Annotated in this window: 26 protein-coding genes; 10 read left to right on the forward strand and 16 right to left on the reverse strand. The window is 44.5% G+C overall.

The genetic code is table 11. The features are described 5' to 3' along the window. The 7 genes from F0251_RS03530 to F0251_RS03560 form a co-directional block, all read right to left on the reverse strand. Positions 1–732 (reverse strand): SDR family NAD(P)-dependent oxidoreductase, encoded by a 732-nt coding sequence (locus tag F0251_RS03530; protein ID WP_171730342.1) that lies wholly within the window; start codon positions 730–732, stop codon positions 1–3. Continuing rightward, on the reverse strand, positions 732–1163 hold the full coding sequence (locus F0251_RS03535) for a nuclear transport factor 2 family protein (protein WP_171730343.1): 432 nt from the start codon (positions 1161–1163) through the stop codon (positions 732–734). Before F0251_RS03535 ends, F0251_RS03530 begins: the two co-directional genes overlap by 1 nt. Before the next feature lie 14 nt (positions 1164–1177). Next, a complete protein-coding gene (gene phrB / locus F0251_RS03540) occupies positions 1178–2593 on the reverse strand; it encodes a deoxyribodipyrimidine photo-lyase (RefSeq protein ID WP_061032896.1) in 1416 nt (471 codons plus the stop codon). Continuing rightward, positions 2590–3537, reverse strand: a complete 948-nt coding sequence (locus F0251_RS03545) for a DUF1722 domain-containing protein (RefSeq protein ID WP_061032897.1) — start codon at positions 3535–3537, stop codon at positions 2590–2592. Before F0251_RS03545 ends, phrB begins: the two co-directional genes overlap by 4 nt. A 144-nt stretch (positions 3538–3681) precedes the next feature. Then, the gene (locus tag F0251_RS03550; RefSeq protein WP_061032898.1) at positions 3682–4362 is read right to left on the reverse strand and encodes a ChrR family anti-sigma-E factor; all 681 of its coding nucleotides are present in this window, start codon (positions 4360–4362) and stop codon (positions 3682–3684) included. After that, positions 4355–5002 (reverse strand): sigma-70 family RNA polymerase sigma factor, encoded by a 648-nt coding sequence (locus tag F0251_RS03555; RefSeq protein ID WP_061032899.1) that lies wholly within the window; start codon positions 5000–5002, stop codon positions 4355–4357. Before F0251_RS03555 ends, F0251_RS03550 begins: the two co-directional genes overlap by 8 nt. Before the next feature lie 110 nt (positions 5003–5112). After that, positions 5113–5733 (reverse strand): LON peptidase substrate-binding domain-containing protein, encoded by a 621-nt coding sequence (locus F0251_RS03560; protein ID WP_105058683.1) that lies wholly within the window; start codon positions 5731–5733, stop codon positions 5113–5115. 287 nt (positions 5734–6020) lie between these two features. Between F0251_RS03560 and F0251_RS03565 the strand changes: the two genes are divergently transcribed. Next, complete coding sequence (locus F0251_RS03565; RefSeq protein WP_004736999.1) at positions 6021–6407, forward strand: tautomerase family protein; 387 nt, start codon at positions 6021–6023, stop codon at positions 6405–6407. 120 nt (positions 6408–6527) lie between these two features. On the opposite strand, the gene F0251_RS03570 is transcribed toward F0251_RS03565, so the two are convergent. Next, positions 6528–7340 (reverse strand): DUF4344 domain-containing metallopeptidase, encoded by an 813-nt coding sequence (locus tag F0251_RS03570; protein WP_171730344.1) that lies wholly within the window; start codon positions 7338–7340, stop codon positions 6528–6530. 187 nt (positions 7341–7527) lie between these two features. On the opposite strand from F0251_RS03570, the gene F0251_RS03575 reads away from it, so the two are divergent. Then, positions 7528–7884, forward strand: a complete 357-nt coding sequence (locus tag F0251_RS03575; RefSeq protein ID WP_061032902.1) for a YibL family ribosome-associated protein — start codon at positions 7528–7530, stop codon at positions 7882–7884. 315 nt (positions 7885–8199) lie between these two features. Then, the gene (gene gltS, locus F0251_RS03580; RefSeq protein ID WP_061032903.1) at positions 8200–9426 is read left to right on the forward strand and encodes a sodium/glutamate symporter; all 1227 of its coding nucleotides are present in this window, start codon (positions 8200–8202) and stop codon (positions 9424–9426) included. A gap of 147 nt (positions 9427–9573) precedes the next feature. On the opposite strand, the gene norW is transcribed toward gltS, so the two are convergent. The 4 genes from norW to F0251_RS03600 all read right to left on the reverse strand — a co-directional run bounded on the left by norW (position 9574) and on the right by F0251_RS03600 (position 14322). After that, positions 9574–10743, reverse strand: a complete 1170-nt coding sequence (norW, locus tag F0251_RS03585) for an NADH:flavorubredoxin reductase NorW (RefSeq protein ID WP_171730345.1) — start codon at positions 10741–10743, stop codon at positions 9574–9576. A gap of 1 nt (position 10744) precedes the next feature. Next, complete coding sequence (norV, locus tag F0251_RS03590) at positions 10745–12244, reverse strand: anaerobic nitric oxide reductase flavorubredoxin (protein WP_105058687.1); 1500 nt, start codon at positions 12242–12244, stop codon at positions 10745–10747. A 263-nt stretch (positions 12245–12507) separates the two neighbouring features. Then, complete coding sequence (locus F0251_RS03595) at positions 12508–13164, reverse strand: nitroreductase family protein (RefSeq protein WP_171730346.1); 657 nt, start codon at positions 13162–13164, stop codon at positions 12508–12510. Between the two features lie 291 nt (positions 13165–13455). After that, positions 13456–14322, reverse strand: coding sequence for a hypothetical protein (locus F0251_RS03600; RefSeq protein ID WP_061032907.1), 867 nt, complete (start codon positions 14320–14322; stop codon positions 13456–13458). A 577-nt stretch (positions 14323–14899) separates the two neighbouring features. Between F0251_RS03600 and F0251_RS03605 the strand changes: the two genes are divergently transcribed. From F0251_RS03605 to F0251_RS03615, 3 genes are all read left to right on the forward strand, one after another. Beyond that, positions 14900–16792 carry a PTS mannitol transporter subunit IICBA gene (locus tag F0251_RS03605; RefSeq protein ID WP_105058689.1) on the forward strand — a complete coding sequence of 631 codons (1893 nt, stop codon included), beginning with the start codon at positions 14900–14902 and terminating at the stop codon, positions 16790–16792. 183 nt (positions 16793–16975) lie between these two features. Next, complete coding sequence (locus tag F0251_RS03610; protein WP_116871072.1) at positions 16976–18124, forward strand: mannitol-1-phosphate 5-dehydrogenase; 1149 nt, start codon at positions 16976–16978, stop codon at positions 18122–18124. A 50-nt stretch (positions 18125–18174) separates the two neighbouring features. Continuing rightward, positions 18175–18711, forward strand: coding sequence for an MltR family transcriptional regulator (locus tag F0251_RS03615; RefSeq protein WP_193777311.1), 537 nt, complete (start codon positions 18175–18177; stop codon positions 18709–18711). Between the two features lie 285 nt (positions 18712–18996). Here the strand turns inward: F0251_RS03615 and nagB are convergent, their stop codons facing one another. Both nagB and F0251_RS03625 read right to left on the reverse strand, forming a co-directional pair. After that, positions 18997–19797 carry a glucosamine-6-phosphate deaminase gene (nagB, locus tag F0251_RS03620; protein WP_008216780.1) on the reverse strand — a complete coding sequence of 267 codons (801 nt, stop codon included), beginning with the start codon at positions 19795–19797 and terminating at the stop codon, positions 18997–18999. 536 nt (positions 19798–20333) lie between these two features. Then, the gene (locus F0251_RS03625) at positions 20334–20687 is read right to left on the reverse strand and encodes a DUF413 domain-containing protein (RefSeq protein WP_008216779.1); all 354 of its coding nucleotides are present in this window, start codon (positions 20685–20687) and stop codon (positions 20334–20336) included. 154 nt (positions 20688–20841) lie between these two features. On the opposite strand from F0251_RS03625, the gene F0251_RS03630 reads away from it, so the two are divergent. Next, on the forward strand, positions 20842–21732 hold the full coding sequence (locus tag F0251_RS03630; RefSeq protein ID WP_008216778.1) for a LysR family transcriptional regulator: 891 nt from the start codon (positions 20842–20844) through the stop codon (positions 21730–21732). A gap of 195 nt (positions 21733–21927) precedes the next feature. Here the strand turns inward: F0251_RS03630 and F0251_RS03635 are convergent, their stop codons facing one another. Next, entirely contained in the window at positions 21928–22131 is a 204-nt protein-coding gene (locus F0251_RS03635) for a hypothetical protein (protein ID WP_008216777.1), read from the reverse strand. A 238-nt stretch (positions 22132–22369) separates the two neighbouring features. On the opposite strand from F0251_RS03635, the gene F0251_RS03640 reads away from it, so the two are divergent. The 3 genes from F0251_RS03640 to F0251_RS03650 all read left to right on the forward strand — a co-directional run bounded on the left by F0251_RS03640 (position 22370) and on the right by F0251_RS03650 (position 24822). Next, positions 22370–23746, forward strand: a complete 1377-nt coding sequence (locus tag F0251_RS03640) for an AlkA N-terminal domain-containing protein (protein ID WP_171730347.1) — start codon at positions 22370–22372, stop codon at positions 23744–23746. A gap of 45 nt (positions 23747–23791) precedes the next feature. Further along, on the forward strand, positions 23792–24274 hold the full coding sequence (locus F0251_RS03645) for a methylated-DNA--[protein]-cysteine S-methyltransferase (protein WP_171730348.1): 483 nt from the start codon (positions 23792–23794) through the stop codon (positions 24272–24274). Positions 24275–24432: 158 nt separating this feature from the next. Continuing rightward, the gene (locus F0251_RS03650) at positions 24433–24822 is read left to right on the forward strand and encodes a hypothetical protein (protein ID WP_171730349.1); all 390 of its coding nucleotides are present in this window, start codon (positions 24433–24435) and stop codon (positions 24820–24822) included. On the opposite strand, the gene nhaD is transcribed toward F0251_RS03650, so the two are convergent. Continuing rightward, positions 24819–26258, reverse strand: a complete 1440-nt coding sequence (gene nhaD, locus F0251_RS03655; RefSeq protein WP_061032914.1) for a sodium:proton antiporter NhaD — start codon at positions 26256–26258, stop codon at positions 24819–24821. The genes F0251_RS03650 and nhaD overlap by 4 nt on opposite strands. Between the last annotated feature and the right edge of the window lie 200 nt (positions 26259–26458).

Raw genomic sequence — 26458 nt, forward strand, 5'->3', positions numbered from 1 at the left:
TTATACCATCCTTGAAGCGAGTTTTTGCCAAACTGAAGTTGGAAGCATTCTTAATAGCTTCATCAACATGATGAATCGTCTAGGGAAATCGATTTCGCTCTTTCCTTGAGCAATTCCATTAACTATTCGTTGAGTTGCGGCCTCACTACTAATAATCATAGGCATAGCGAAGGTATTTCGCTCGGTTAATGGCGTTTCAACGAAGCCAGGGTGCACAATTGTGACATGAATATTGTGCTTGGCGAGATCAACCGAAAGTGTTCTGCCTAAGTAAGTGAGTGCCGCTTTTGAAGCGCCATAGGCCTCAGCTCGTGGAAGAGGCAAAAAGCTAGCGCTAGAGCTAACTAAAACCAAGCGTCCGCCGGGTTTGATGTTTTTCAACCAAGACTCTAGCGCGTAACCAATAGAGATTAAGTTAATGTTGATGACGCGCTCAAAAAGCTCTGCATCAAAGTTGACTGGGTCATCGATGTATTCGCAGTCACCCGCATTGAGTATCAGCAGGTCGAGAGGTTTGTCTTGGTCAAGCTCTGGGAAATTGTGGTAATCCGTCAAATCAAAGCACAGTGGTGTGATCGTCGACTCCGCGATGTCACTTTCGTGCGAATCGACTAGAGCCTGTAACTTCTCTTGGCTACGACCACAAGCAATGACTTGATGTCCTTGCTGGGCATAATCGCGAGCGAGTGATTGGCCGATACCAGAGGTCGCGCCTGTTATCATAATATGCATTATCGGCTCGCTCTTTTCTTGATGGATTTGATGACGCAGCCTAATACCGGAATATGTTCATACAACATAGAGCCGACATCGAGATAGTCTCTATGGTAAATCACTTGATCATCGAGCATTTTTAGGTGGCTGTGGCCTTGGACCTCAATAGGCTTCTGCCCATTAAGTTGCTTGTGTACAAAGTGCATTGTCCAATAAACCGATGCTTCGCCGTTAACTTCAAACGTGTGCTCGATGTGAAAGTTACAGCTAGTCACTTGGGTGTAAATGTTGTCGAAGTAGTGAGTTAGCGCTGCAATCCCGCTGACATGATGCAGCGGGTCTTGGAATTCGATATTAGGGTGATAAACCGTCTTTAGCACGTCGAAATTGTCCGTTCCGAGCTCTCGATACATGTTGAGAAAGTTATCAAGCCATAGAGAGTTATCCATAATATTCACTCTAATTATTTGAAAAAGGCTAAGGCTCTCAATCGTGCTTCTTTATGTTCAACGATGGGTTGCCAGTATTCACTGTTTATTCCGTTTTTTGCTATGTAATCATGTGGGAAATGCACATGCTTGTCCGGAATATTTTGCAGCTCTGGTATGTACTTACGGATAAAAATTCCTTTCGGATCAAACTTTTCACTCTGGGTGATCGGATTGAAGATTCGGAAGTAAGGTTGTGCATCACAGCCGGTACTTGAAGCCCACTGCCAGCCACCATTGTTAGCACTAAAATCACCGTCAATTAGGTGATCCATAAAGAAGCGCTCACCCCAACGCCAGTCAATCAACAAGTGTTTAGTTAGAAAGCTAGCGACTACCATTCTTAGCCTGTTGTGCATCCAGCCGGTTTCGACCAGTTGACGCATGGCCGCATCAACCAATGGATACCCCGTTTTTCCTTCACACCAAGCTTTGAAGCTCGGATGATCTTTATACCAATCTAAGCCATTGTATTTCTGCTGGAAGTTAGCCCCTTTAACCAGTTTAGGATGGTGGAACATCAAGTGCTTATAAAAATCTCGCCAAATTAACTCGTTGAGCCAAGAAAAAGCGGGCAGTTGGGTATCAAACAGTAAATCGGGTTGCTGTTGGATGAGCTGAATGGCTAACCATCTTGGGCTTACCGCACCAATCGCTAAGTAAGGCGATAAGCCTGAAGTCCCTTTTACTGAAGGTATGTCTCTCAGGTGAGCGTAGTCGTTGACCTTGTTGGCTAGAAAGTTAGGTATCACATTGCCAAGTACGTCTTGGCTTAGTGGCCAACGGCTTGAGTTGACACGCGGAAAGTCGAAGTCATAGTCACTGACGAGCTTAAACCCTGCCAGAGCTTCAGGCAATTGAGTGTTAGGGCTTGCTTTAGAAGGCGCCGCAGTAGGGCTGCATTGAATGCCTTTTGCTTGCACTTCTTTTAACCAAGCGTTTTTAAATGGCGTGAAAACCTTGAACATCTCACCTTGCTGGTTGAGCACACTGCCTAATGGCAGCATTACGTCACAGTCGCTGACCTGAAGGTTTATACCGCTCGATATCAGTTGTTGGTCACGAGCTTGTTCATCGACCTCTGGCTCTGAATTGGCGAAAACAACCTGAGAACCGAGTTGTTGGTACAGCTCGGTCAACTGCTTGGCTTGATCATCAAAATCGGTCGCTTTGAGGTGCAGCAGGGTTATGCCCAAGTCGGCGAGTTCAGCTTCCAGTTGCTTTAAATGACGGAAGATAAAGTCTGCTTTAATCGGAGCAAGGTGATGCTGATGCCACTTTTGTGGTGTTGAAATAAAAACGGCGATTGAAACGCCGTTTTCGATTGCTGAGACGAGGGCTGGATTATCGTGAATACGCAGGTCTCGTCTTATCCATAGAATATCGCTCAATATCCGTATCTCAATTTAAGTTCTTGCGGGTGAGGGTTTAAGTAAACCTGTGACTGCAGGTACTCATTTGGGTATTCCATCAAGTAATGATTGATTAGTGTGAGTGGCACTAACAACGGAATCACGCCCTCTCTGAAAGAAGCAATCTGGTTAGATAACTCTTGCTTGTGAGCACTGCTGAGCTGCTTCTTAAAGTAACCTTGAAGGTGTTGAAGCGTGTTGGCGTGCGTACCACGGTTTGCATGGTGTGATAATGCCGTCATCAGTCCTTCGATATACTTATCTGCAAGCTCATTTATCTCTAGCTCATTGCCAGCTAGTAATTTTCCAAGGCTTTTATAGCCCTCAACGTGATGGCACATTACTAGATACTTGTGGGCGCTATGGAACTGGATAAGCTTGTGTTTAGTAATTCCTTCATCTACTAGGTCTAGCCACTTCTGGTATGTGAACACACGAGTCATGAAGTTTTCGCGCAAAATCGGATCGTTCAGACGACCATTCTCTTCCACAGGCAGCAACGGGTTGCCTTCCATAACCTGCTTCGTGAACATACCAATACCTGTGGATTCAGAGCCGCGGCCATGGTGGTGATACACCTTAACGCGCTCCATGCCGCAAGTTGGACTCTTCTGGCAAACAATGAAACCAGCTATATGCTGGTTGTTCTTTGAGTAACTTTGTCCGAACTCGATCAGTTCTTGAGTTACGTCACCTGACCCGTCTGGGCGGGAAACGTGAATGATATCGTCTAACATCCGTGTCTGACGAATAGTTGGGCGCGGCGTTGGCAATCCAACAGCCATCTCAGGGCATACTGGTTCTAGTTCAACATAGTCTGCAAGATCTTCCGTGCAGAAGCGAGAACGCTTGTGACCAGTATCGAACCGTACTTTATGACCGGCGACACATGCACTAATGCCTATTTTTATTTTTTTATCCATTGGTCAATTCCTTACGCTCATTGCTCATTATTGTTTTTATATTATGTGATTTATTGCTTATACCAGATTACTTTAGTCCGGTTGTTACTTTTCTACCTAGCCAACGCTGTGCATCTTGTGATCTACTCGGTAAATCATTTTAAACTAGTAAATGTACTTACCTAACGGGTTAAACAATTGGCTTACCCCTTTAGTGAAGTACAAGGCATCACTTGACACTGTCAAACATACACACCCCTCTTTTGTTTCAGGTTGGTGGGTATGGTTGCCGTCTAACCAGATGAAATCGCCTTTGTTGTAGACACCCATCTCATCTTCGAAACTACCCTCAAGCAACAGTGTTATCTCGAAGCCTTTGTGAGTGTGGCAAGGCACCTGACCATCTTTGTCTATGTGCAAAAGACTTGTGTGGTGAGCATCGTCCTCAAAATCGAGTCGTGCGCGAGAAATCTTGCCAAGATTCATCCAATCTTTTCTTGCGATTGAATTCAAAGCACGAGGGATAGTGAACGTGGTGTCAGACACGGTAACTTGTTCTACTTTGGGTTCAACTTCCACCGCCTGAGACAAGTCAGCAGTAATTTGCTCAACCGCATCGAAGTCAAAGTCGATATCGTCATCTAAGAAACTATTCGTAACGTCATTTGAAGCGGCTTGTTGCTCGTCAAATACGTTAGTCGCTGCTTCAGCTGTCAGTTGTCTCACTTGCTCTTGGCAGTGCTCGCATAGCTCTACGTGACTAGACACGATTAAGGACACAGAGTCGGCAAGTGTGCCATCAACAAAGTCTTTCAATATTGCTTCGTTTGGGTGATGTTTAATCATGGCTTTGTTCCCCCATGTGAACCTTAAGTTTGGCTAGAGCGAGTCTTAGACGAGATTTCACGGTTCCAAGCGGGACACCGAGTTGTTGGGCGAGTTGCTCCTGAGAGAGCTCTTGAAAATAAACGCCTTTTACTATGGTTTTCTGAGCAAGAGGTAGCTTCTCGATTTGCGTCATGACGTGGCGACTCATTAAATGATCACCAAACGGCAAATCTTCATTTTGAGATTCCGCTACCATAGCGTCTATCGGCCAAATATCGTCGGCTATCGTTTGCTCTGCTTTTGCTTTGACCTTGCGTAACATGTCGAAGGCTGCATTTCGCATTACTGTATAGACCCAAGTGGTCGCCGCACCTTTATCTTCGTTGTAAAGGTGCGCTTTCTTCCAAACATTGGTCATGGTGTCTTGAACCAGTTCGTTAGCAGCAGCTTCGCCGCCAAGTTTACTGATTCCGAAACGTTTGATTTTGGGTGCGAAGAACTTGAACAAACAGGTGAATGCCTGCTTGTCTCGTTTCTCTCCCACTGAAATCAACCAGCTTGAGAGTTCTGTAGGTACCTTGTTTTCACTCGGTAATTTGTTGTCGGGAATGATGACATGCTCCTTGCCCTTCCCCTTACTTCTGCTTTCCACTTGCATAGTCAGTAACCATCATGCGAATTTGATTGGCACTACGTGCACAGCATAAGTAGGGATCACTTTTGTTTGAATTAATTTTAACTATACAGAATTATAGTGAAAAAAAGTGTTCACTGCCCCGTAATGATTTGATTCAAAAAAGGAACTAGTGAAGGAAAACTCGCAGGTTCTGTAAATTCTGATTTCTTTTCTAACGGGATTGGCATCATCTCGAGCAATCGCGCACAAATCCACTGCGGGCTATCAAAATCTGGGGTCGGGTAGAGCGTTCTGATTGAGTCGTGGTCACGGAACAACTGTACGAGAAATGCAGTAAAGACATTGGGCACATCATAGTCGAGCGCTGGCCAATGGGGTAAATCATGGAATTGGCTTTTAATCAGGCCGTCGCTTTGGCGATGTGAGGAGTGCAACTGCACCAAGTTTTGCCCTTCAACGTCGATCTCCAACAACTGATCATCCGACATATTGAAATCGACAATCGTTACCTTGGTTCCCCACGTACTAAGATGTTCGGACTTTGTGTTGTCTTGCGTCGCGATGATAAAACCTTCGCCTCTGGCAGCGTGCGCCACCATGGTGAGATATTTTTGTTCGAAGATTCTTAGCCTTTGTCTCCCTCCTGGCAAAAGAAAGATGGGTAGGGGGAACACAGCAAGCTCTAGAGAAGACTCTACGGGTTTGTCTGGTTTGGCTTCTGTCCGCGTGATCTTCCCAGTTGAATTCGGCACATAGCACTCCTTAGTTCAAAGATGATTTAGGAGGGTATACGGACTGTTTGAGAGGTTCGATCAATCTAGGTTAGAAGGTGGTTGTTTATTAATCGAAGTTGTTTGGCAACCCAGCTGCAATAGAAGGATATGTTTTTTGTTGCACTTGTTCATAAATTCATCGCTCGTCTCTTCTTTAGTCGATGTCATTAGGTAGTATATGGATAAATAGTGAGCGAGCAGAAAGGGTGAATAGCTGCTTCTTTCTAACTTTCTTCTTTACTTAACATCACATCGAAGGACTGGTCATGATTGTTATTTATGGTATCAAAGAGTGCTTAAACCCGATTAAGCTAGAGCTCTCTAATGTTTTGCAGCAGTGCTTAAATAGTGAGATGGGGTTGCCAGATGACAAGCGTGCGCATCGTTTTGTGCCATTAGAACGAGATGACTTCTTTTACCCAGAAGGGCGAACGCAGGCTTATACCGTTATCGAGATTAATATGATGGAAGGACGCGCTGTTAACACCAAAAAGCGCTTAATTAAGAAGATCTTTTCTGAGATTGAAAAGCAGCTCTCTATTTCTCCGATCGATATTGAAATCACCATTAAAGAGCAGCCTTCACATTGTTGGGGTTTCCGAGGGATGACTGGCGATGAAGCACAAGATCTGAAGTACAAAGTGAACGTCTAGGTTTTGTCTGACGTCTCATTTTGCGTTCCCCAAACAACATTCAGCGGCTTTAAAAGCATGAAGCCGCTGTTGGAAGTAACAGTTGAATGGGGAAACCTCTGAGCTGTGATAGTGAAGCTCTTAACTATCGTCGCTCTCTTTTAAATATCGATGCCAATTGGCATTGATGACATCAAAATGCTCTACGCAAAACTCCTTTCTATCTTTCAGGTAGTCGTTTTCTACTTCATCGAGTAAGTTTTTGTAGGCCTCAGGATCGCTGCCATAGACCAAACATAAGGTTGAGAAGTAGCGCTGTAGGTCGAAACTGTGCTCATCGATGTATTCACCCAAATCGTAATACTCAGGGCGGTCTTCTGATTCGAAGGCGAACATATCAGCTGCGCTTATCGCTGCATCTGTACCGTGTTCGACATAGTTGATAAGTAGGATGGTAGCTAAATTATCAACCGCATCTTCTTCTTTACCCAGAATGGCAATTTGCTGGTCTTCAATATAGGCATGGCCAGCCTCGTGAATCAGTGTATGGAGCAAGGTATCGATGGCGCCAGTTTGCGCGGATTTCCCATACTCTTTTTCATATTGGTTCTTTTCAAAATAGTTGAGTGATTCGGCGTAGAAGCTGTAAGGAATCAGTACATGATGAGTTTGCGGGTCGTAGAGCGGGCCCTCATCGCCACCGTATTGAATGACCAAAGGCTGTTTGAACAGGAACAACTGATTCGATAGGTCTACCATGGTGTCATTAACGCCACTCTGTTCAATCTCTTGCTTAAGCTGTCTCTCTGCTTCGTCTTGAGGCGCTGAATATTCAATAATCAGATTGTTGTCGAGCATGCTTTCATTAGAGACTTCGCTGGATGCATAACTTGTGGCAAATAAAGAGCCAAGGACTAGGCTGTAGGTCAATACTCTTTGTTTCGGTGATGTCATTACGCTTCCTTGTGGTTGATGTCTGATCGGCGGATTAGTGGCATTTTTGTATCGATGGGCTGATAGACAGTTTAGGCTGTTTTTGATTCCAAAGGCTATTTATCAGATAAATTTCGGTTCAGGTAAACCCTTGTGCTATACTCCGCGCCCCAATCCGAATTGGCTTGCTTAATCTTAGGAAATTATTATGAGTGCTAAAAACGAACTTCAACAAATTAACAACCGTTTAGACAAGTGTCGCCATAAGTTAGCGGCTGCTAAAGCTCGTAATGATCGTCCTGTTGTTCGTCAATTTGAAGAAGAAATCAAAAAGCTAACAAAGAAGATTGCCCAGCTTAAGCACAAACAAAGCTACGATGTGAATCAAGAACGTAAGTCGTTGCTTGATATGCCATTTAGCCGCGAAATTACTAAAGCTGAGCAAGCGGATATGGGTAAACTGAAAAAGTCTGTAAAAGGATTAGTCGTTGTTCACCCAATGACGAAGATTGGTAAAGAGCTTCGCATTGAGGTTATGACGGGTTATGCCCCGAAAAAATTCTAATTACCAGCGATGGTAATAAAAGAGGAGCTAGTAATAGCTCCTTTTTGCTTTTTTAGGCATATAGAAAGGGTTAAATCGGCGATCGCATTAGCGGTGAGGTAAATGGATAGGTGTTGATTCTGGTCACAAAACCATTCATCTCCTACTAAAGTTAACTTGTTGCTAACATGACATTCAGCTGACACGCTAGTGTGTTTGGTTTTCTAATCCACAATTTCTCACCAATTTGCACAAATATAGGCAGAGCAACACAAATATTTACAGATAAAACTAGACTCATTAGGGAAGATGAGAACGTAAAACAATAGAGGTTATATGAATCAATTAATTTCAATAGGGCCACTAGAATCTTTCTTAATCGCGATCAGCGTTTTGTTTCTAGGTCATTTTGTAAACGCAAAGCTACCGATTCTCAAAAAGTACAATATCCCAGAGCCCATTGTTGGTGGCTTGATTGTCGCTTTTGCTATTACAGCCCTGCACTTTAACGGCGTTGATCTTGAGTTCTCCTTGCCTTTGCAGAACACATTCATGTTGATGTTCTTCGCGACTGTAGGCCTTGCGGCTAACTACACTCAGCTAATAAAAGGCGGCGCAAAGGTCTTTTTGTTCTTAGCGGTCGCTTCCGTTTACATCATTATCCAGAATGGAGTGGGTGTGACGCTGGCAACGACGCTTGGCCTAGAGCCACTAATGGGTTTGATCGCAGGTTCTATTACGCTGTCTGGTGGTCACGGTACAGGAGCGGCTTGGTCGCAAACCTTTGCTGATACCTACGGCATTGCCAATACACTAGAAATCGCGATGGCTTCGGCAACCTTTGGTTTGATCATTGGCGGTATCATTGGTAGCCCTGTAGCGCAAAAACTGATCGACAAAAACAATCTTGAATCAGAGTACGGCACGGGCACACAAACGCACGAGCGCTTCCCTGAACTGGTGACTTATAACGAGTACGAAGAAGATAAAGTGACAGCCAAGAAGGTAATTGAAGTTTTGTTCATTCTTCTTATCTGTATTACGGGTGCAAGATATCTTGAAGAGTGGGTATCAACCTTTGAAATTTCTTGGTTGATGATTCCTGACTTTGTTTATGCTCTGTTTATCGGTGTGTTCATCACGAACGTTTTTGAAGTGACGAAGCTGCATAAAACCGACAGCGAAACCGTTGATATTTTGGGTACTGTGTCATTGTCTCTATTCTTAGCGATGGCGTTAATGAGCCTGAAACTGTGGAACATCTTCGACCTTGCGATCCCATTCTTGGTGATCTTGAGTGTTCAAGCAGTGGTGCTTGGTCTGTTCTCTTACTTTGTGACGTTTAAAGTGATGGGTTCAAACTACGATGCAGCTGTTATGTCGGGCGGTCACTGTGGTTTCGGCCTAGGCGCAACACCTACAGCGGTAATGAACATGGGCTCTTTGGTGAACCGATTCGGTCCATCACCACAGGCGTTCATGGTGGTGCCAATCGTCGGCGCATTCTTCATTGATATCGTTAACCTGATTATCCTGCAAGGTTACATCTCGTTTATCGGTTAATGTGAACACCTCGCTTAACGCATAAAAAAGCCAGTCTATTGACTGGCTTTTTTCGTTTTGTAGGACGCCGCTTATGTTATTGAGCTTGAGCTTGAGCTTGAGCTATTGAGCTATTGAGCTTATGTCATTGAGCTTATGTCATTGAGATTAAGCGGGTGAGCTTGTCTGTAGCTCTTTGAGCAGCGGGAATGCAGCTTTAGTGTGCTCTCCGGTGACGATAAATCCAACCAATTGATTATCTACATTGAAGCCTTTTGCGATAATGCCTTTCGGGTCAAAGCGAGTCTCCCAGCTTTGAGCTGTGTGCAGATCTCGGCCTGCAAGCTGAATCGGGTAGCTTGGGGTCTTCACCTTTGTAATGATATGAGGCAACTTGAGTTTGATGCCAGCTTCCTCGGGCATGTCATCACTCGTAATGAGCTGCTTTGCCAACACATTAGCAGACAAGATCGCGGGCTGGAGATAAGCCATGATACGCCCTTCAATTTCGGCGCAATCACCAATCGCATACACATTGTTAGCACTGGTTTTCATGGTTTGGTCGACAACGATCCCCTTGTTGACGGTGACTCTGGCTTGTGTCGCCAATGTCGTGTTCGGTTTCAGCCCTGCAGCTGCAATCACTGCATCCGTTCGTAACAATCGAGAAGAGGTGGTTTGTAACCTTATATCCTCTTCGAGGTAAGTCGCTCGACAAACGGCAGAGTCTGTTTCCACTGTCACACCTGCTTTTCTTAACTCTTGCTCCAATTCTAGAGAAACGAAAGGTGGCACCAAGCTGCTCAATAGATAGCTCGCGGGTTCGATGATCGTGACATCTTTTCCTGCGATTTGGAGGTCAAAGGCAAGCTCGACTCCGATTAGGCCGCCACCAATCACAGTGACACGATGAGCATTATCGATCTTCGCTTTGTGCTTTTCAAACTCCTCCAGACTATTGAGCGTAATTGTCGCATCGTGTTTTAGCCCTTTTGCTGGTGGAATAAATGGTGTTGCTCCCGTTGCTAGTACCAACTTCGAATAGTGAATGGTGTCATCGCCGACATGAACACATTGTTGCTCAATATCGATTTCTCTGACCAGTGCTTTGGTCTTGATAACCAAGTTGTACTGCTCAGCCAACTGTTGAGCGTTATGCATTGAGAGTGTCTCTGGCGTTTGCGCCTGACTAAACGCATGCGAAAGATTTGGCTTACTGTACTCAACCCCCGAATCTGCCGTGATCATGGTGATCGCGATATCTTGGTCGAGTTTACGTACCATCTTTATAGTTTGTAGGGCAGCGAAACCGCCACCCACAATCACAATGTTCGACATGTTACTTCTCCACAAATACTTCTTTGCCTAAATGGCACTCAGGGCAAAGGAAGTCATCAGGTACTTTTGCCCAAGGTGTCCCTGGTTCAACACCTTGGTACGGTTCACCTAATTGTGGGTCGTATACCCATTCACAAACCGTGCAACGCCAGCATGTGCAGTCTGCACTGTGGACAGGCTTATCTTGCGTTTGTTCTAGGTTCTGTTCTGCTGTGTCTTTTAGCTCTGTTGGGGAGATTGTTGGTGCTGATTCTATGGGCTGAACGTTGCGCTCCACTTGCTTAGGTTGGCTAACCTCGGTTTCATCGGCGCGCCAAACCTCAGCCAGTGTCATGCCGTAATCGATGCACTGACGAAGGGCATCTGTGTCTGGTTTCCAGTGGATGTGTTGTGGTGCACTGACTTCGAAATTGGCTTCACGTAGGCGCGCATCGATGCGTTTTACTGCGCCACCTGTCCAACCTGAAGACCCGAAGGCTGCGGCTCTTTTTTCTGCAAAGCGTAATCCGTGTATCTCTTCAAGCAAGGCTGCGATCTGCGGCATCATTACGTTGTTCATGGTTGATGAGCCAACGAGCACGCCCTTTGAGCGGAAGATATTAGCTAGGATGTCGTTTTTATCGTGCTTTGAAACGTTGAACACTTTAATGGCTGTTTCTGGGCTGCCTTTACGAATCCCTTTCGCAATGGCATCGGCCATCATGCGAGTGTTGTTCGACATGGTGTCGTACACAATCGTGATTCGGTCTTCTTTGTAGGCTTTCGACCATTCGTAGTATTGCTCTACGATCTGGGTGGCGTTGTCGCGCCAAATACAGCCATGAGAAGTGGCGATAACATCGATCGGTACACCTAAACTCAATACTTCTTCGATCTTAGCTTTCACTAGTGGTGCAAACGGCGTCAGGATGTTCGAGAAGTAACGCAGACATTGTTCGTGCAGTTCAACTTGGTCTAGCTGGTCGTTAAATAGGCTCTCATCACAGTAGTGTTGACCGAATGCATCATTACTGAATAGGATTTCATCGCCAGTCAGGTAGGTGGCCATTGAGTCTGGCCAGTGCAGCATTTTCATCTCAACAAAGATAAGTTGCTTACCATTACCGATATCCAGTGTGTCGCCAGTTTTTACCGTTCTGAAGTTCCAGTCTGGCTGGTGATGATGGCCGACAATCGAGTTCACACCCGCCTCTGTACAGTAGACAGGCGTATTAGGGATCTTAGCAAGTAGCGCGGCAAGGGCACCTGAGTGGTCTTCTTCGGCATGCTGACAAATGATGTAGTCGATGTCGTTGATGTCGATTTCCATCTCAAGGTTTGCAAGGAATTGTTCCGTAAAGCGGTGATCAACGGTATCGACAAGCACCGTTTTCTCTTCACGGATCAGGTACGAGTTATAACTGGTACCTTTATTCATGTGGTATTCCTTACCGTGGAAGTACTCGGTTTCCCAGTCGTGAATACCAACCCAGTGAACATTTGATTTAACGTGAATAGTCATAATGATAATACCTTATTTGAATTTCTAAGGTCATCATTGCACTAGTCATGCCATGTTTTTAAGGTATTGTTTTTGATGGTTTTGTTTGGTTTTTGAGCTTGATTTTGTGTCTTTATGACATTCTGATTTTTGTGATTAATATGATTCTAAAGTGTCCATTTGACTCGTATGATTATCAATGCTGGCCAATAGCCAAAAGGCGCGCATAAAAAAGGCCAGACGAAAGTCTGGCCAAATAAGCATTGCAATTTATTGGTTAGTTTTTAAAGCGTAGTCACGACTTCATCAAGAGCTAGACGCGCTTTTGGTTTACCGTGGTTGTAGTCTTCGCCGTCTTTGTGGTAACCGATAGCCAGTGCTACATCAACAACGTGACCTTCTAGTTCGTCAGCAAACTCTTCGCTGATCATAGCCGCGTCTACGCCTTCCATAGGCGTTGAAGCGATGCCTAGACGAGCTAGTGTGTGCAGTGTGTTACCCAGTGCAATGTACACTTGAGATTTAGTCCAGTTACCGTTGAAACCTGTTTCGTCAGTGTTCATTTCTGCGAATGCGTAAGCACCCAAGAATTGCTCGTACATTTCAGCAGGTAGGTGACCAGAGCTTACTTCTTTATCTGCGCGTTTCGCGAATTTCTCTTTAGTGTATTTAGGATCGTGAGCAAACAGGATTGTGTGTGACGCTTCTTTCGCATGTGGCTGGTTAAACTGGAACATGTTCTCGAAAGTATTGTGGAAGCGCTGTTTTGCTTCGTCGCTCTCAATGATGATGAATTTCCAAGGCTGAGAGTTGATAGAAGAAGCTGACAAACGAAGTGCTTCTTTGATTACTTCCATGTCTTCCGCAGAGATGCGTTTTTCTGCATCGTATTTTTTAGCTGTGTAACGAGTGTTTAGATCAGTAATGATTGGATGAGTCATGTTGAATCCTAATATCTATTAATAATAAATGTCGTAGGGTGTTATGTTCGGTAACGTCAACAATAAACAGATAACGCATTTAAACGAATCTCAATAGATTGAACGTCTAAATAGTTATCGAACATGCCCCAATTAATCGAGTATCTGCGGTAGCTCAAGTCGATGGAGGTAAGATAATAGAAGAATGACTTGGGAAAAATAGCGAACATATCAAATCACTATGGTAAATAATGTCCATAATAAGTAATTAAGTGTGATCTTGATGTGTTATGGCGCGCTAAGATCAGTTGTTTAGTACGCCTTTATGCCATATTGGCGCAATAATGGTGGAAGTACGCTGTCTAGGTTTGGGATATCTTCCGGAGTGAGTTCAATTAAGCTGAAGCCGTGTTCTGCGTATGTTTCTCTCGTTTCAACGCGTTTGTCTTCTGCGATAGGTGCAGAGTCGGTTCCCCAGAACTGGATGTATACCTTGCCGTTTGGCAGATAAAAATCGCTGATCACTTCTTTTGATATTGGTAGTGGACGCTCATACGCATGCACCACTCCTGCCATATAAAGCCAGTTATCGATGATCAGCTCTCCCTTTGAACGAACATAGTGCCCATCTAAGGTTCGGTGTTTGGCCTCAAACTTCTGACGGAAGCTAGAAAACGATACATCGGTCGAGTGGCTTTCTGCATCGTGGCCTAAGAATTCGACAACAGATTGCTTTAATCGTTTATTGCGGACCAACGAGTCGTGCCACACCACGAATAAGTTCTCAGTCGTTTTGTCTTCTCTCTGTTCACCGCCGGCTTTTAAGCCTGTGGAGGTGACGTGCCAGCCATCTTCTTCTTTCTTTATCCACCCAAGTTCATTGAGTAATAAGTTGATCTTCTTGGCGCTGAGCTCAAAGGCGTGACCAAGTTGCGTCGCGGTTAATGTTTTGCCAGAGAATGACTCTAAGTCGATAAGCAGTTTTTCTGGCCATACAATAAAGACACCAAACTTTTTATGTTGTACATACTCCCCACCAAAGCTTTCTCCTCGCTCTGTCAGTATCCAGCGATCCTGTGAACGTACGATATAGCCGGCTGTTTTTAGATCACTAAACAGGGCTTTGGCTTCTATGCCTTTTTGTTTAGCGAGAGCTGATGTGGAGATCTTGTCTGACATAGCCTTCTCTTAAGTCGTCACCTGACAACTAGATGGTGTGGGGTAGGTATTCAACCAAAACAAGTGATTAGAATAACACATCTACTTCGCGTCATTCCTTTTCTGATTGCTCATGTGTTTTTAGTTTAATTGGGGGAAGCGTTCTCCAAAACAGCATCAAGAAAGTCCTTCAATACTTTTTGTAATTAAATTACAGAAAGTGAGGTTAAACCCCTCTGGTTGCATATGAATCCCACTAGGAATGGCGTTCCTTCATACATACTTTATAGTTTTTAAGATGTATCTTTTATTAAGTGTGATTTATATCACGATTTATTTTTAGCGATCGAACCATGAAGTGTGATCTTGATCGTGAGTTAATGAGAGTTATTCTCACTTATTTTGCTTTGTAATTTAAATTCATGACATTTTTGTGATCTAAAGCATCACCATTAACCCGAAAGTGTTTTTTGTGTGTGATGCTTGTCACTAAAGTTGGGCTGGAGTGCATTTTGGAAATGTTGTGATACATTTTAATCAACTTTTGAGCACACACTTTCGGTCATTTGACCAACCAATACACTACGGGGTTCTACCTATGTTATCACCAGAAGCAAAGATCAAGGTTCAAAACTTTGGTCGTTTCTTATCCAATATGGTAATGCCAAACATCGGCGCATTCATTGCGTGGGGTTTCATTACAGCACTATTCATCCCAACAGGTTGGTGGCCTAACGAAACGTTAGCATCAATGGTTGGTCCTATGATCACTTACTTGCTGCCATTATTGATTGGTTACACCGGTGGTAAGATGGTTGGTGGTGACCGCGGCGCGGTAGTAGGTGCCATCACAACAATGGGTGTTATCGTTGGTACTGACATCCCTATGTTCATGGGTGCAATGATTGTTGGTCCACTAGGTGGTATCGCAATCAAGAAATTCGATGAAGCTGTTCACGGTAAAGTGAAGAGTGGTTTCGAAATGCTAGTGAACAACTTCTCTGCGGGTATCATCGGCATGATCTGTGCGATCATCGCGTTCATCGTGATTGGTCCTGCGGTTAAGATTCTGTCTGGCGGACTTGCGGCTGGTGTAAACGCAATGGTAGAAGCGGGTGCACTACCTCTAGCATCTATCTTTGTTGAACCGGCGAAAATTCTATTCCTAAATAACGCAATCAACCACGGTATCTTCTCTCCACTAGGTATCCAGCAATCTGAAGAGATGGGTCGCTCGATCTTCTTCCTAATCGAAGCAAACCCAGGTCCTGGTCTAGGTCTACTACTTGCTTACATGGTATTTGGTAAAGGCAGCGCGAAACAATCTGCTGCGGGTGCATCTATTATCCACTTCCTAGGTGGTATCCACGAAATTTACTTCCCATACGTTCTTATGAACCCACGTCTAATCCTTGCGGTAATCGCAGGTGGTATGGCTGGTGTATTCACTAACGTAATGTTCAGCTCTGGCCTAATCTCTCCAGCATCTCCTGGTTCTATCTTCGCGATTCTGTTGATGACACCAAAAGGCTCTTACATCGGCGTGATTCTATCGGTTATCGCAGCAACGGCAGTATCGTTTGTTGTAGCGTCAATCCTTCTTAAAACATCAGCGCAAGATGATGAGGAAGATTCACTAGAGAAAGCATCAGCACAAATGAAAGACATGAAAGCGTCTTCTAAAGGTGCAGCAACGGGTGCAGACATCAACCTAGCTGACGTGAAAGCAGTATACGTAGCATGTGATGCGGGTATGGGTTCAAGTGCAATGGGTGCTGGTCTACTTCGTAAGAAAGTCGATGCAGCGGGCCTAAATATCACGGTAACTAACTATGCAATCAACAACCTACCAGCTGATTCACAAATTGTTATTACGCATAAAGATTTAACAGACCGTGCACGTAAAACCATTCCTGGTGCAATGCACATGTCTCTGAACAACTTCTTAGATGGCGCAGTATACGACAACCTAGTAGCAGAACTTGTCGATGCTCAAAGTGGTGAAGCGAAGGTAGAAGCTCCGGCTCCTGCAGCAGCACCAACTCAAGAAGGCAACAAGCTTGCACTGACTAATGACAGCATTTTCCTTGGCCTTAAAGCGACTCAGAAAGAAGACGCTATCAAGTTTGCTGGCGACCAATTAGTGAAGCTTGGCAATGTATCACCAGAATACGTAGATGGCATGTTTGCTCGTGAAGAGCTTGTATCTACTTACCTAGGCGAGTCTATCGCAGTACCACACGGCACAATCGAAGCGAAACAATATGTACAAAAAACCGGCATCGTATTCTGTCAGTACCCTGAAGGTATTCAGTGGGGCGAAGATGAAGACGATATCGCGAAGATGGTTATCGGTATTGCCGCACAAGGCGATGAGCACAACATGGTGCTGATGGCTATTACCAATTCACTTGATGATGAAGACGCTGTGGAATGCCTACAGAACACAACAAACCCTGCTGATGTTCTACGCATTCTCAACGGAAACTAAAAAGCTCTAGTCAAGCTCCTAAGTGAAGGAGGCCGGTATCCCCCTACTGGCCTCATTTTCGGTCTTAATCTGTCTTAACAAGATTCAGTCTGAATAGCTTACTGCTTAATGTCTTTAGTTAATCATCAGGCATGTGGTTGAGCAGTTAGCTATCTAGATTCAAATATTTATAAGGTCAAAATTATGAAAGCGTTACATTTTGGTGCAGGTAATATCGGTCGTGGTTTCATTGGTAAGCTTCTTGCTGACGCTGGTATGAAGGTTACTTTTGCTGACGTAAATGAAACGGTTGTTAATGCGTTAATTGAACGCCAAGAATACCCAGTGAAGATTGTGGGTGAAGAGTGCGTTGTTGAGATCGTTAAGAACGTGACAGCAGTAAACTCGGCAACAAGCGCAGTGGTCGATTGCATTGCTGAGTCTGACATTGTGACCACGGCGGTTGGTCCAACGGTTCTTAAGATTATCTCTAAGTCTATTGCTCAAGGTATTGAAAAGCGTGCAGCAGCAAACAACACTGCACCAATGAACATCATCGCAGCAGAGAACATGGTTCGTGGTACTAGCCAGCTTAAAGCTGCGGTTTTAGATCACCTTTCTGATGAAATGAAAGCGTTCACTGAAGCGCATATTGGCTTTGTTGATTCAGCGGTTGACCGTATCGTACCGCCAGCTGAAGCAGGCGAAACAGACCCACTAGCAGTGACGGTTGAGACGTTCAGCGAGTGGATCGTAGACCAAACACAATTTAAAGGTGAGATTCCAAACATCCCAGGTATGGAGTGCACTGACAACCTAATGGCCTTCGTTGAGCGTAAATTGTTCACGCTTAATACAGGTCACTTGGTTACCGCTTACCTTGGCGTGCTAGCGGGTCACGAAACAATCAAAGATGCGATTGAAGATCAAGCGATTTATGCTGAAGTAAAAGCAACCATGGAAGAGAGCGGTGAAGTTCTTATTAAGCGCTACGGCTTTGATCCAGAAGCACACGCGGCTTACATCCTAAAAATTCTAGGTCGTTTTGCTAACCCATTCTTACGTGATGAAGTGGACCGTGTTGGCCGTCAGCCAATTCGCAAGCTGAGCCCACAGGATCGTCTGGTTAAGCCTTTAAACGGTACATTAGAGTATGGTCTACCGAATGCGCACCTTGTAAAAGCAATCGCTGCTGCGTTCCATTACAAGAATGAAGATGACCCTCAAGCGGTTGAACTTCAGGCAATGTTCGCAGAAAAAGGTTTTGCTGAGACATTAACGCATTATTCTGAGCTGAATATCGACTCAGAAGTTGTTAAACTAGCGGAACAAGCTTATCTAGCATTGAAATGATAAATCATCAAAGTGCCACACCTGTGGCACTTTCTTATTGCCGAGCCGTTATGCCAATACATCCTAGTCATGAAACTGAATTACTCGAAGCCTTATCTGAAGCTGAGAGTGCTAGCGCCTGCTTGATGGCAGCTTATGATGCATTGGATGACACGGTGGATGCGGTTTTAAAAAACATCTTTAAGAAAGACGACACGGCGATTAAATTCGTTGTTGAACCGCTACTCAACAGCGGTGGGCCATTAGGCGAGATAATGGTTCGTGGTAAGTTACTCTTGGGTCTTGGGGTTATCAGTAAAGAGCTCTATGACGATTTAGAGGTTTTCGTTACCTTGAAAGAGTGGGCGAAATTACAAGGCGACGACACCAGCTTTACTGAAGTTGACGTGATCTTTGAGCTTAATAAGGTGCACGCGATTCAGCGTATTATGCCTATCGAATACGATGCAGAGATGGTTGAAACCATGTCTGGCCCGATGCTTCAAATGTTCTTAGGGCGACACCATCAGAAAGTGAAGTCGACCATTGTTTTGGCTATCACAGACATTATTAACACCTTATGTCGCGACAACGCCTTGAGTTCTTAGATTTCGTTATTGGGCGCTTTCTTAGCGACACAACAACTCGCGACAACTTGTTTTACCCATCCTAGAATAAATATTGATTGCGGTTTCTGTTATTGAGGAATCGCTTTTTTGTATTCACTCCAACCAACACTTCTTTTGATTTGCGCATGACTTATATGGGAAATGATTCTCTAGATTGTCGTCCGTTCTGACTGCCTAAACTAATAAGCAACTCAGCATATCGACCGCAAATTTCAGGTACAAAAAAAGCCACATGTGTGGCTTTTCGTTCAACAAAACCTGAGATTATAGGTCTTGGATATTTTCAGCTTCTAGCTCTTGGAAGTAGCGTAGAGTCTTAACTTTTAGCTCTTGTTGAGCTGGCTCATCAGCAACGATGATAGCTTTACGGTGCATTTGTAGAGCAGTAACAGTCCACATGTGGTTTACAGAACCTTCGATAGCCATTTGAAGCGCTTGTGCTTTGTTGTGGCCTAGAGAAAGGATCATTACTTCTTCAGAATCTAGAAGAGTAGCAACACCGATAGTTAGTGCGTATTTAGGAACTTGGTTGATGTCGCCATCGAAGAAACGAGAGTTCGCGATACGAGTGTCTTCAGTCAACGTTTTGATACGAGTGCGTGAAGATAGAGAAGAACCTGGTTCGTTGAATGCGATGTGACCGTCGATGCCTACGCCGCCCATGAATAGGTTGATTTTGCCGTATGAACGGATTTTCTCTTCGTATGCTGCACAGTGAGCATCGATGTCTTCAGCTTGACCGTCTAGCAGGTTAATGTTTTCTGCTTGGATATCAACGTGGTTGAAGAAGTTCTCGTGCATGAATGTGCGGTAAGACTCTGGGTGGTTAGGGTCGATGCCAACGTACTCATCCATGTTGAATGTTACAACGTGCTTGAAGCTAACTTCGCCAGCTTTGTAAAGTTCAATTAGCTCAGCGTAAGTAGTTAGAGGTGTGCTACCAGTAGGAAGACCTAGTACAAATGGACGCTCAGCCGTTGGAGCGAACTTGTTGATTGAATCTGCGATATGACGAGCAGCCCATTTACCTACTTTAGCTTTGTTGCTTAATGGAATAAGTCTCATTGATTTTGCCCCTAGAAATTAAATTTTATAGTGTTCTGAAACATTAATTCGCATTATAAAATAAGTTATCGAGTTCTGCTATTGTTTTAGGTCAAGTTTTTACTTTTTTCATCGTATCTGTGACTAGAACTCTCAAAATTGCACAATAATTGTATGGATATTTGGTGGCGTTAAACAAGATTAATACGCTTGTCATATACAGCGATGTTGATTCAATTCAGGCTCTGAAACAGTCGGTCTATTGGCGAGCCTTGTGAGTATAGTTGAGCCTAGAAAAATAATGATGGCAACGTGACACTATCGTGATAAAAGGAAGATTCAGATGGTGAACGATAAACTGGGTTGGGTTAGAAACTCACTCGATTGAGTAATATGAGCGTTTTGTTCACGCTATCGTTATGAATTATCTATAAATATTGGTAAAACTGACTAGGTTAGCTAAACTTACCAATTACGGAGAAAAGGCGAGTTTGAAGTGTAAACCTTGAAGGTAAAAAAAAGCCCAAAGTGATGAGGTATCACTTTGAGCGATTTTACTAATCTTCTAACACTAACTCACTGTCGTATTCTTCCCTAGGCACCTCGCCGCGTTTGCAGCCGTTTAGGGTATGAAAGCGACGGCGTCCACGAGCCAGTTGAATGTACTTCAACCAAACACGCTCTAACTTGGACTTTGCCTTATGAGGGTGAGACAACACTTTAATGAAGTGCTTTTCTTCTGCATTGGTTGGCGTAAGTTCGCCAGTCTCAAGTGCAAGCATAGTGTCACCAAACAAGGTTAGGATTTCCTCTTCTGAAAGAGTAAAATCACCCGACTTAGCGAACCCTCGTGGGAATTTAATGGTGTCATAAAAACGTTTTTTTCCGTGACGGAATTCGGTCTCAGACATATCAGCCTCAGTAATGTGGTTAGATAGAAATTAGTGTTTATTGCTCACGCGAAAATATTGTTAAAAGGCTAAAATAGGAAACAAAACGTTTTTGCCTTTACGATAAACAATCCTAGATCCGCTTGTTAGCAGATTTATTACAGAGATGTATTTGATGGATGTGAAAGTCTTTAGAACCTTTCTTGAGGTTGCAAGGGTGCGCCACTTTGGGCGTGCTGCTGAAAACTTGTATTTAACACAAGCGGCGGTGAGTGCGCGAATCAAACAGCTGGAAGGCTATTTTGATACTCAGTTGTTCATTCGTGACCGCAATAACATAAAGCTCACTTCTTCCGGTGAGCGTTTGATTGGTTACGCTGAGGTGATGGTTTCAACCTTACAGCAGGCCAAGTTTGAGCTGTCATTAGAGAGCGGAAAAGCCTTGCAGTTAACACTGGGTGGCACGCCGAATATTTGGGATGCGTATTTGCAAAACTGTTTGAGCGTCGTGACCGATTCTTTTGGTGGTTACGGCTTTATGGCAGAGGTGATGGGGCGTGAGCAACTGAACCGAAACTTGCTAGAACGAACCTTAGATATGGCTTTCGCTTTTGACCAGATCAAAGCAGAAGAGCTGAACTGTAAAAAAGTCGCTGACTTAGTACTCGTTTTGGTGTCGACACAGCCTGATGATCTGGAATCCGTGTTCCAACATAAATATGTTTATGTCGATTGGGGAACGCGTTTTGGTTCTGAGCACGCAGAGCGTCATCCAAAAGTACCAGCACCGTACTTACGCACTTCTACCGCTCGTATCGCCCTTGATTTCATTTTAGAGAAAGGCGGTAGTGCTTATTTACCTGTTTCTCTTGTTGAACCGTTTATCGAGTCGGGTCAGTTGCATAAGGTGAAAGGGGTGGAAGATTGGTATCGCCCGATTTATCTGAGCTACCGTAAAAACAGCACCTCGGTCGATGCGATCATGCAGGTCGAGAAGTTGGTTAATGAGATCGACCCATCGACAGCGTACACATTGCAACAAGCAGCTGAGCAAGCGCCAGAATAAAGTTACAATCTGCCACCAACTTATAGTGTTGATGAGATAAAAAATGGCTCCCAGTTGGGGAGCCATTTTTTGTTTAAACCAGATATATTCATATTGCCCAATTTAGAGAAAGCTCTAAGTCGGAAAACTGTTTAAGCCTGGTACGCGTAACCCTATTTCTATCGCGTGAGAACACGTAGAGATTTATCAGGACACTTATAGGTTCATTAGGTTTTCAATAGACTCTTCAAGAGAGTGTGACATGTACGAATGGATGGTGTGTCCGTCCGTTGCGTCTATCTCAATTTTAGTAATCCCATGATCCGCTTTTTCTTCAAGAAAGCCGAGTGATTGCTCGACTGATTGACTGGTGAGAACCTGTTGGTTTGATAAAACAATACGACACGTGTGAAGAACCATAGCCTTTTCCTTTTTATATTCGATAGGTCTCTGCATCTTTGGCGTGCTAAGTACCTATCGTTTGACGTTGTGAGAAGATTGACTTCTCTTGATTAAATTTAGTCGAATTGGATAAAAATAAAACCCTTTTTTGTGATTTATCTAACCTTCAGTTCCGAAAGTGGCTAGCGACAGTGGTTATTCACGGTAAACTTTTTGTTATCGGAGCCAAAATTATGGCCAAAGGGAAGAATAGAGTATGTCGAAAAATATCCATCACAACAGTACGTTAACTAATGAGCAGTGCCACTTAGCTCGCTATGCGCGAGACGCGCGTTTTGATGGTATGTTTTTCACTGCGGTAAAAACGACGGGTATTTTCTGTCGCCCTATCTGCCCCGCAACACCACCGAAAGAAGAGAACGTCGAATATTTTTCTCATCAGGCTCAGGCATTAAAAGCAGGCTACCGACCTTGCTTACGCTGTCGACCAGACAGTGCTCCTTTCTCACCAGCATGGAAAGGGGTTGAAACCACTTTTCTTAGAGCGATGCAGCTGATCGATAACGGCGTATTGAGTTCAGGCTCAATCACCGATCTTGCAGCACGTTTAGGGATATCCGATCGGTATTTACGAACCCTATTCGATACTTACATTGGCGTGTCGCCCAAGCAGTACAGTCTGTATAGCCAATTGATGTTTGCTAAGCAGTTGCTGCATACCAGTAGTATGAGCATCACAGATGTCGGCTTTGCGAGTGGTTTCAACAGTACGCGTCGTTTCAATGATGCCTTTCAAAAAGAGCTGAAGCTTTCACCCAGTCAGATTCGACGAGCCAAACCAGATGACAGTCTGAGTAATCACGTCCAACTGACTTTTCATGGCCCATTAGATTGGAGTCATTTGCTGGACTTTTATCGACGAAGAATGATTGAGGGAATAGAAGAGGTCGGCGAGGACTATTACCAACGTACGATTAAGGTGAATGGCTCGAAGGGCTGGTTCAAGGCGACCTTAGTCAAAGATAATAGCTTGGATATTGAGTTTGAGTTGGATGATATCAATCAGCTGCGAAGTTTGATTGCCCATATTCGACGTATGTTCGACCTTGATGTCGACATCGCTAAAGTTGAAGCCTTTTTTACGACGATAGATACTAACTTAGTCGCCAGAAGTGGCATTCGTATCCCTGGGGTGTGGAGTGCTTGGGAGGCCGGAGTTAGGGCGATCCTCGGTCAGCAAGTTTCGGTCACTGCGGCGATTGGTCAGCTGAACCTGTTGGTTAGAGAGCTGTCTGGTGCAGACGAGGAAACATACTTTCCGACTCCAAAGCAAATAGCTGAGGCGGATTTAAGCTTCTTAAGAATGCCGGGAAGCCGAAAGGAAACCCTAAAACGTTTTGCCGAATACATGGTCGACAACCAAGCCGAGCACCCTTCCAAATGGATTGACCTAAAAGGCATTGGCCCTTGGACCATACAATACGCATTACTTCGTGGCTTGAGTGAGCCGAATCATTTGCTAGTGGGTGATTTAGTGGTGAAGAAGTTTATTGAGCACCGACCGGCTATCAATATAGAGAGTGTTTCACCGTGGGGCAGTTACGCTACGTTCCACTGTTGGAATCAGTCTTAATAAGAGTAACTTGCGAACGTCCGCAATACAAAGTTAGGAGCAATCATGGCGAACCGTTTTACATATTATGACAGCCCGTTAGGTACTGTGGCTCTGCAGGCGAATGAGCAAGGCTTACTCGGAGTTTGGTTTGAAACACACACAACGAAACCGGAAGACTTAGGTATACAAGAAGATAGCTTTCCGATTTTCCTATCGGTCAAAGACCAGCTCGATCGTTATTTTGCAGGAGAAGCTATTCAGTTTGATGTACCGATCGCTGCCAAAGGCACTCCGTTTCAGCAATCGGTTTGGCACGCACTTACTACTATTCCTTACGGAGAAACATGGAGCTATGCTCAGTTAGCCGACGCAATCGGTAATCCAAAAGCGGTGCGAGCTGTGGGGTTAGCCAATGGCAAGAACCCGGTATCAGTGATTGTTCCGTGTCATCGAGTTATTGGTAAAAATGGCAAGTTGACGGGTTACGCGGGTGGAGTAGAGCGTAAACAGCGCTTGTTGGCGATTGAGGGAATTGGCCAAGAATAGATATTGGTTATTTGTTTTTGGGTTAAGTGATGCCTCGCAATGTTGAACTTAGCCTAGGGACCTTAAAACTGTGACTTTGCAATAAAATCGTCACATTGTGGAAAATACCTATTTGGTTGCATATTCTTTAATCATGTTCTCTAGGCAAGGATGCCCAAATGAATAGTCAAATCCCTTTCTTACTCAGTTGCAGTAGTACGCTGTTACTGACAGGTTGTTTAAGCGACACCAGTCAACCTTTTGAAGTTCCACAGCTGGTTCTATTTAAAGGTATGTATGAAAGTACTGATAACAATAGCTATTTGCTTTTTGAGTCGGGGCAAGTTACTTATCAGGCAACGGATAACACAGTGACACGTAGCTACAGCGTTGAAGACGATTTGATAACCATTGAGCTGAATTCAGGAAGCAGCCGAACGGATTCTGATTTGGTGATGAGAATTCAACGTCAAGGTGAGGTGCTCACTTGCAACCAATGCCCAGCGATGCAATTGAGCAACGTCTGGACACGAGTCGAAACCTCGCAGCAAGAAGGCTCATCTAACTAGAATAACCCACCATTAAGCCATAAGTGAGCCGCGATGCTGACGGCGTAGCCAACCATGATGACTGGCATCCACTTTAAGTGACCAAAGAAGGTGTATTTACCATGCGCCGCGCCCATTAAGGCCACACCAGCAGCACTACCGATCGATAACAAGCTCCCCCCAACTCCAGCGGTTAAGGTGATCAGTAACCAGTTCCCCATCGACATTTGTGGCTCCATCGATAGCACAGCAAACATCACTGGAATGTTATCGACAATCGCAGATAAGATGCCCACCATAATGTTGGCAAAAATTGGGTCCCACTGGCTGTACATCAAAATCGAAGCCAGCTCTAAATATCCGAGCAAGCTCAAACCGCCCACACACATTACCACACCGTAGAAGAACAATAATGTATCCCACTCTGCGTGAGACACTCTTCGAAATACATCAAACGGCACCACAGACCCGAGTCGTTTTAACGCACCTTCGTCATTATTGGCAATCGCCACTGCTTTTTTCTTCGCCAGCGAGTTGGGCAGAGTTTTACGCAAGAAGTATCCGAAGAACTGCAGGTAAGCGAGTCCCATCATCATCCCCATCACTGGAGGGAAGTGCAGCACAGCGTGGAAAGCCACTGCGGTCGCGATAGTCATGATAAATAACAACACAATCCGTCTTGCACCACGCTTGAGTTCAACGTGTTGATGTACTGTGTCGGGCTGGGTGGTGGGTACAAAGTAAGACATGATTACCGCAGGGACTACATAGTTCATTACGGAAGGGATAAATAACGGGAGGAATTCGCTGAAGCTAACATAGCCAGCCTGCCACACCATTAGGGTTGTGATGTCGCCAAATGGACTGAATGCGCCGCCAGCGTTGGCGGCAATAACGATATTCACACAAGCAAGGTTAACGAACTTAGGATTAGAACCCGCTACTTTAAGCACCACGGCGCACATCAGCAGAGCGGTGGTGAGGTTGTCGGCAATGGGAGAAATAAAAAACGCCAGAATGCCGGTTAACCAAAACAGCGAACGAAAATTAAAGCCTTTACCGACCATCCAGGCTTGCAGCGCATCAAACAGTCTTCGTTCTTCCATAGCGCTGATGTAGGTCATGGCGACGAGCAGGAAGAGTAGCAGTTCGGCATATTCCAATAAGTTGTGTTCGAGTGCTTGTTTAGCGACCTCAGTCAGATTGTGTTCTTGGTATGTGAAACCGATGATGATCCAAATCAGACCAGCAGCTAGCAGAACGGGTTTAGATTTTCGGAGTTTTAGATACTCTTCCATCATCACCACGATGTAGGCGACAACGAAAATGGTCAGTGATAGGTAGCCAGCAAATGAGCTAGTGAGCTTGAGTGGTTCTCCCAACTGAGAAGTGGCGGCACTTGCTACCGTAGAAAAAAACAGCAAAGAGAGGACAACAGAAAGCTGGATACCTAGCATGGATTACGCTCCAAAGTTAATAAGTTATTAACACGCGTAAAAGCGTAGACCTAAATAACCACATGGAGTGTGATAGATATCTTAATAATTCAATCGATTACAGGGGATGCAAGAGACTGTGATGCAAACGAAATATGGTCGTGCATGTAGAAGCGGATAAAGAAAAAGCCCTACCGGATTTAGGGCCGATAGAGCTTATT

Source organism: Vibrio sp. 070316B (assembly GCF_013114115.1).
Lineage (GTDB): Bacteria > Pseudomonadota > Gammaproteobacteria > Enterobacterales > Vibrionaceae > Vibrio > Vibrio chagasii_B.

Bases quoted from the DNA above. Each gene is read 5' to 3' on its own strand.
- F0251_RS03530 (WP_171730342.1), bottom strand. From the start codon at position 732: ATGCATATTATGATAACAGGCGCGACCTCTGGTATCGGCCAATCACTC.
- F0251_RS03535 (WP_171730343.1), bottom strand. From the start codon at position 1,163: ATGGATAACTCTCTATGGCTTGATAACTTTCTCAACATGTATCGAGAG.
- F0251_RS03545 (WP_061032897.1), bottom strand. From the start codon at position 3,537: ATGGATAAAAAAATAAAAATAGGCATTAGTGCATGTGTCGCCGGTCAT.
- F0251_RS03550 (WP_061032898.1), bottom strand. From the start codon at position 4,362: ATGATTAAACATCACCCAAACGAAGCAATATTGAAAGACTTTGTTGAT.
- F0251_RS03555 (WP_061032899.1), bottom strand. From the start codon at position 5,002: ATGCAAGTGGAAAGCAGAAGTAAGGGGAAGGGCAAGGAGCATGTCATC.
- F0251_RS03565 (WP_004736999.1), top strand. From the start codon at position 6,021: ATGATTGTTATTTATGGTATCAAAGAGTGCTTAAACCCGATTAAGCTA.
- F0251_RS03570 (WP_171730344.1), bottom strand. From the start codon at position 7,340: ATGACATCACCGAAACAAAGAGTATTGACCTACAGCCTAGTCCTTGGC.
- F0251_RS03575 (WP_061032902.1), top strand. From the start codon at position 7,528: ATGAGTGCTAAAAACGAACTTCAACAAATTAACAACCGTTTAGACAAG.
- gltS (WP_061032903.1), top strand. From the start codon at position 8,200: ATGAATCAATTAATTTCAATAGGGCCACTAGAATCTTTCTTAATCGCG.
- norW (WP_171730345.1), bottom strand. From the start codon at position 10,743: ATGTCGAACATTGTGATTGTGGGTGGCGGTTTCGCTGCCCTACAAACT.
- norV (WP_105058687.1), bottom strand. From the start codon at position 12,244: ATGACTATTCACGTTAAATCAAATGTTCACTGGGTTGGTATTCACGAC.
- F0251_RS03595 (WP_171730346.1), bottom strand. From the start codon at position 13,164: ATGACTCATCCAATCATTACTGATCTAAACACTCGTTACACAGCTAAA.
- F0251_RS03600 (WP_061032907.1), bottom strand. From the start codon at position 14,322: ATGTCAGACAAGATCTCCACATCAGCTCTCGCTAAACAAAAAGGCATA.
- F0251_RS03605 (WP_105058689.1), top strand. From the start codon at position 14,900: ATGTTATCACCAGAAGCAAAGATCAAGGTTCAAAACTTTGGTCGTTTC.
- F0251_RS03610 (WP_116871072.1), top strand. From the start codon at position 16,976: ATGAAAGCGTTACATTTTGGTGCAGGTAATATCGGTCGTGGTTTCATT.
- F0251_RS03615 (WP_193777311.1), top strand. From the start codon at position 18,175: ATGCCAATACATCCTAGTCATGAAACTGAATTACTCGAAGCCTTATCT.
- nagB (WP_008216780.1), bottom strand. From the start codon at position 19,797: ATGAGACTTATTCCATTAAGCAACAAAGCTAAAGTAGGTAAATGGGCT.
- F0251_RS03625 (WP_008216779.1), bottom strand. From the start codon at position 20,687: ATGTCTGAGACCGAATTCCGTCACGGAAAAAAACGTTTTTATGACACC.
- F0251_RS03630 (WP_008216778.1), top strand. From the start codon at position 20,842: ATGGATGTGAAAGTCTTTAGAACCTTTCTTGAGGTTGCAAGGGTGCGC.
- F0251_RS03635 (WP_008216777.1), bottom strand. From the start codon at position 22,131: ATGGTTCTTCACACGTGTCGTATTGTTTTATCAAACCAACAGGTTCTC.
- F0251_RS03640 (WP_171730347.1), top strand. From the start codon at position 22,370: ATGTCGAAAAATATCCATCACAACAGTACGTTAACTAATGAGCAGTGC.
- F0251_RS03645 (WP_171730348.1), top strand. From the start codon at position 23,792: ATGGCGAACCGTTTTACATATTATGACAGCCCGTTAGGTACTGTGGCT.
- F0251_RS03650 (WP_171730349.1), top strand. From the start codon at position 24,433: ATGAATAGTCAAATCCCTTTCTTACTCAGTTGCAGTAGTACGCTGTTA.
- nhaD (WP_061032914.1), bottom strand. From the start codon at position 26,258: ATGCTAGGTATCCAGCTTTCTGTTGTCCTCTCTTTGCTGTTTTTTTCT.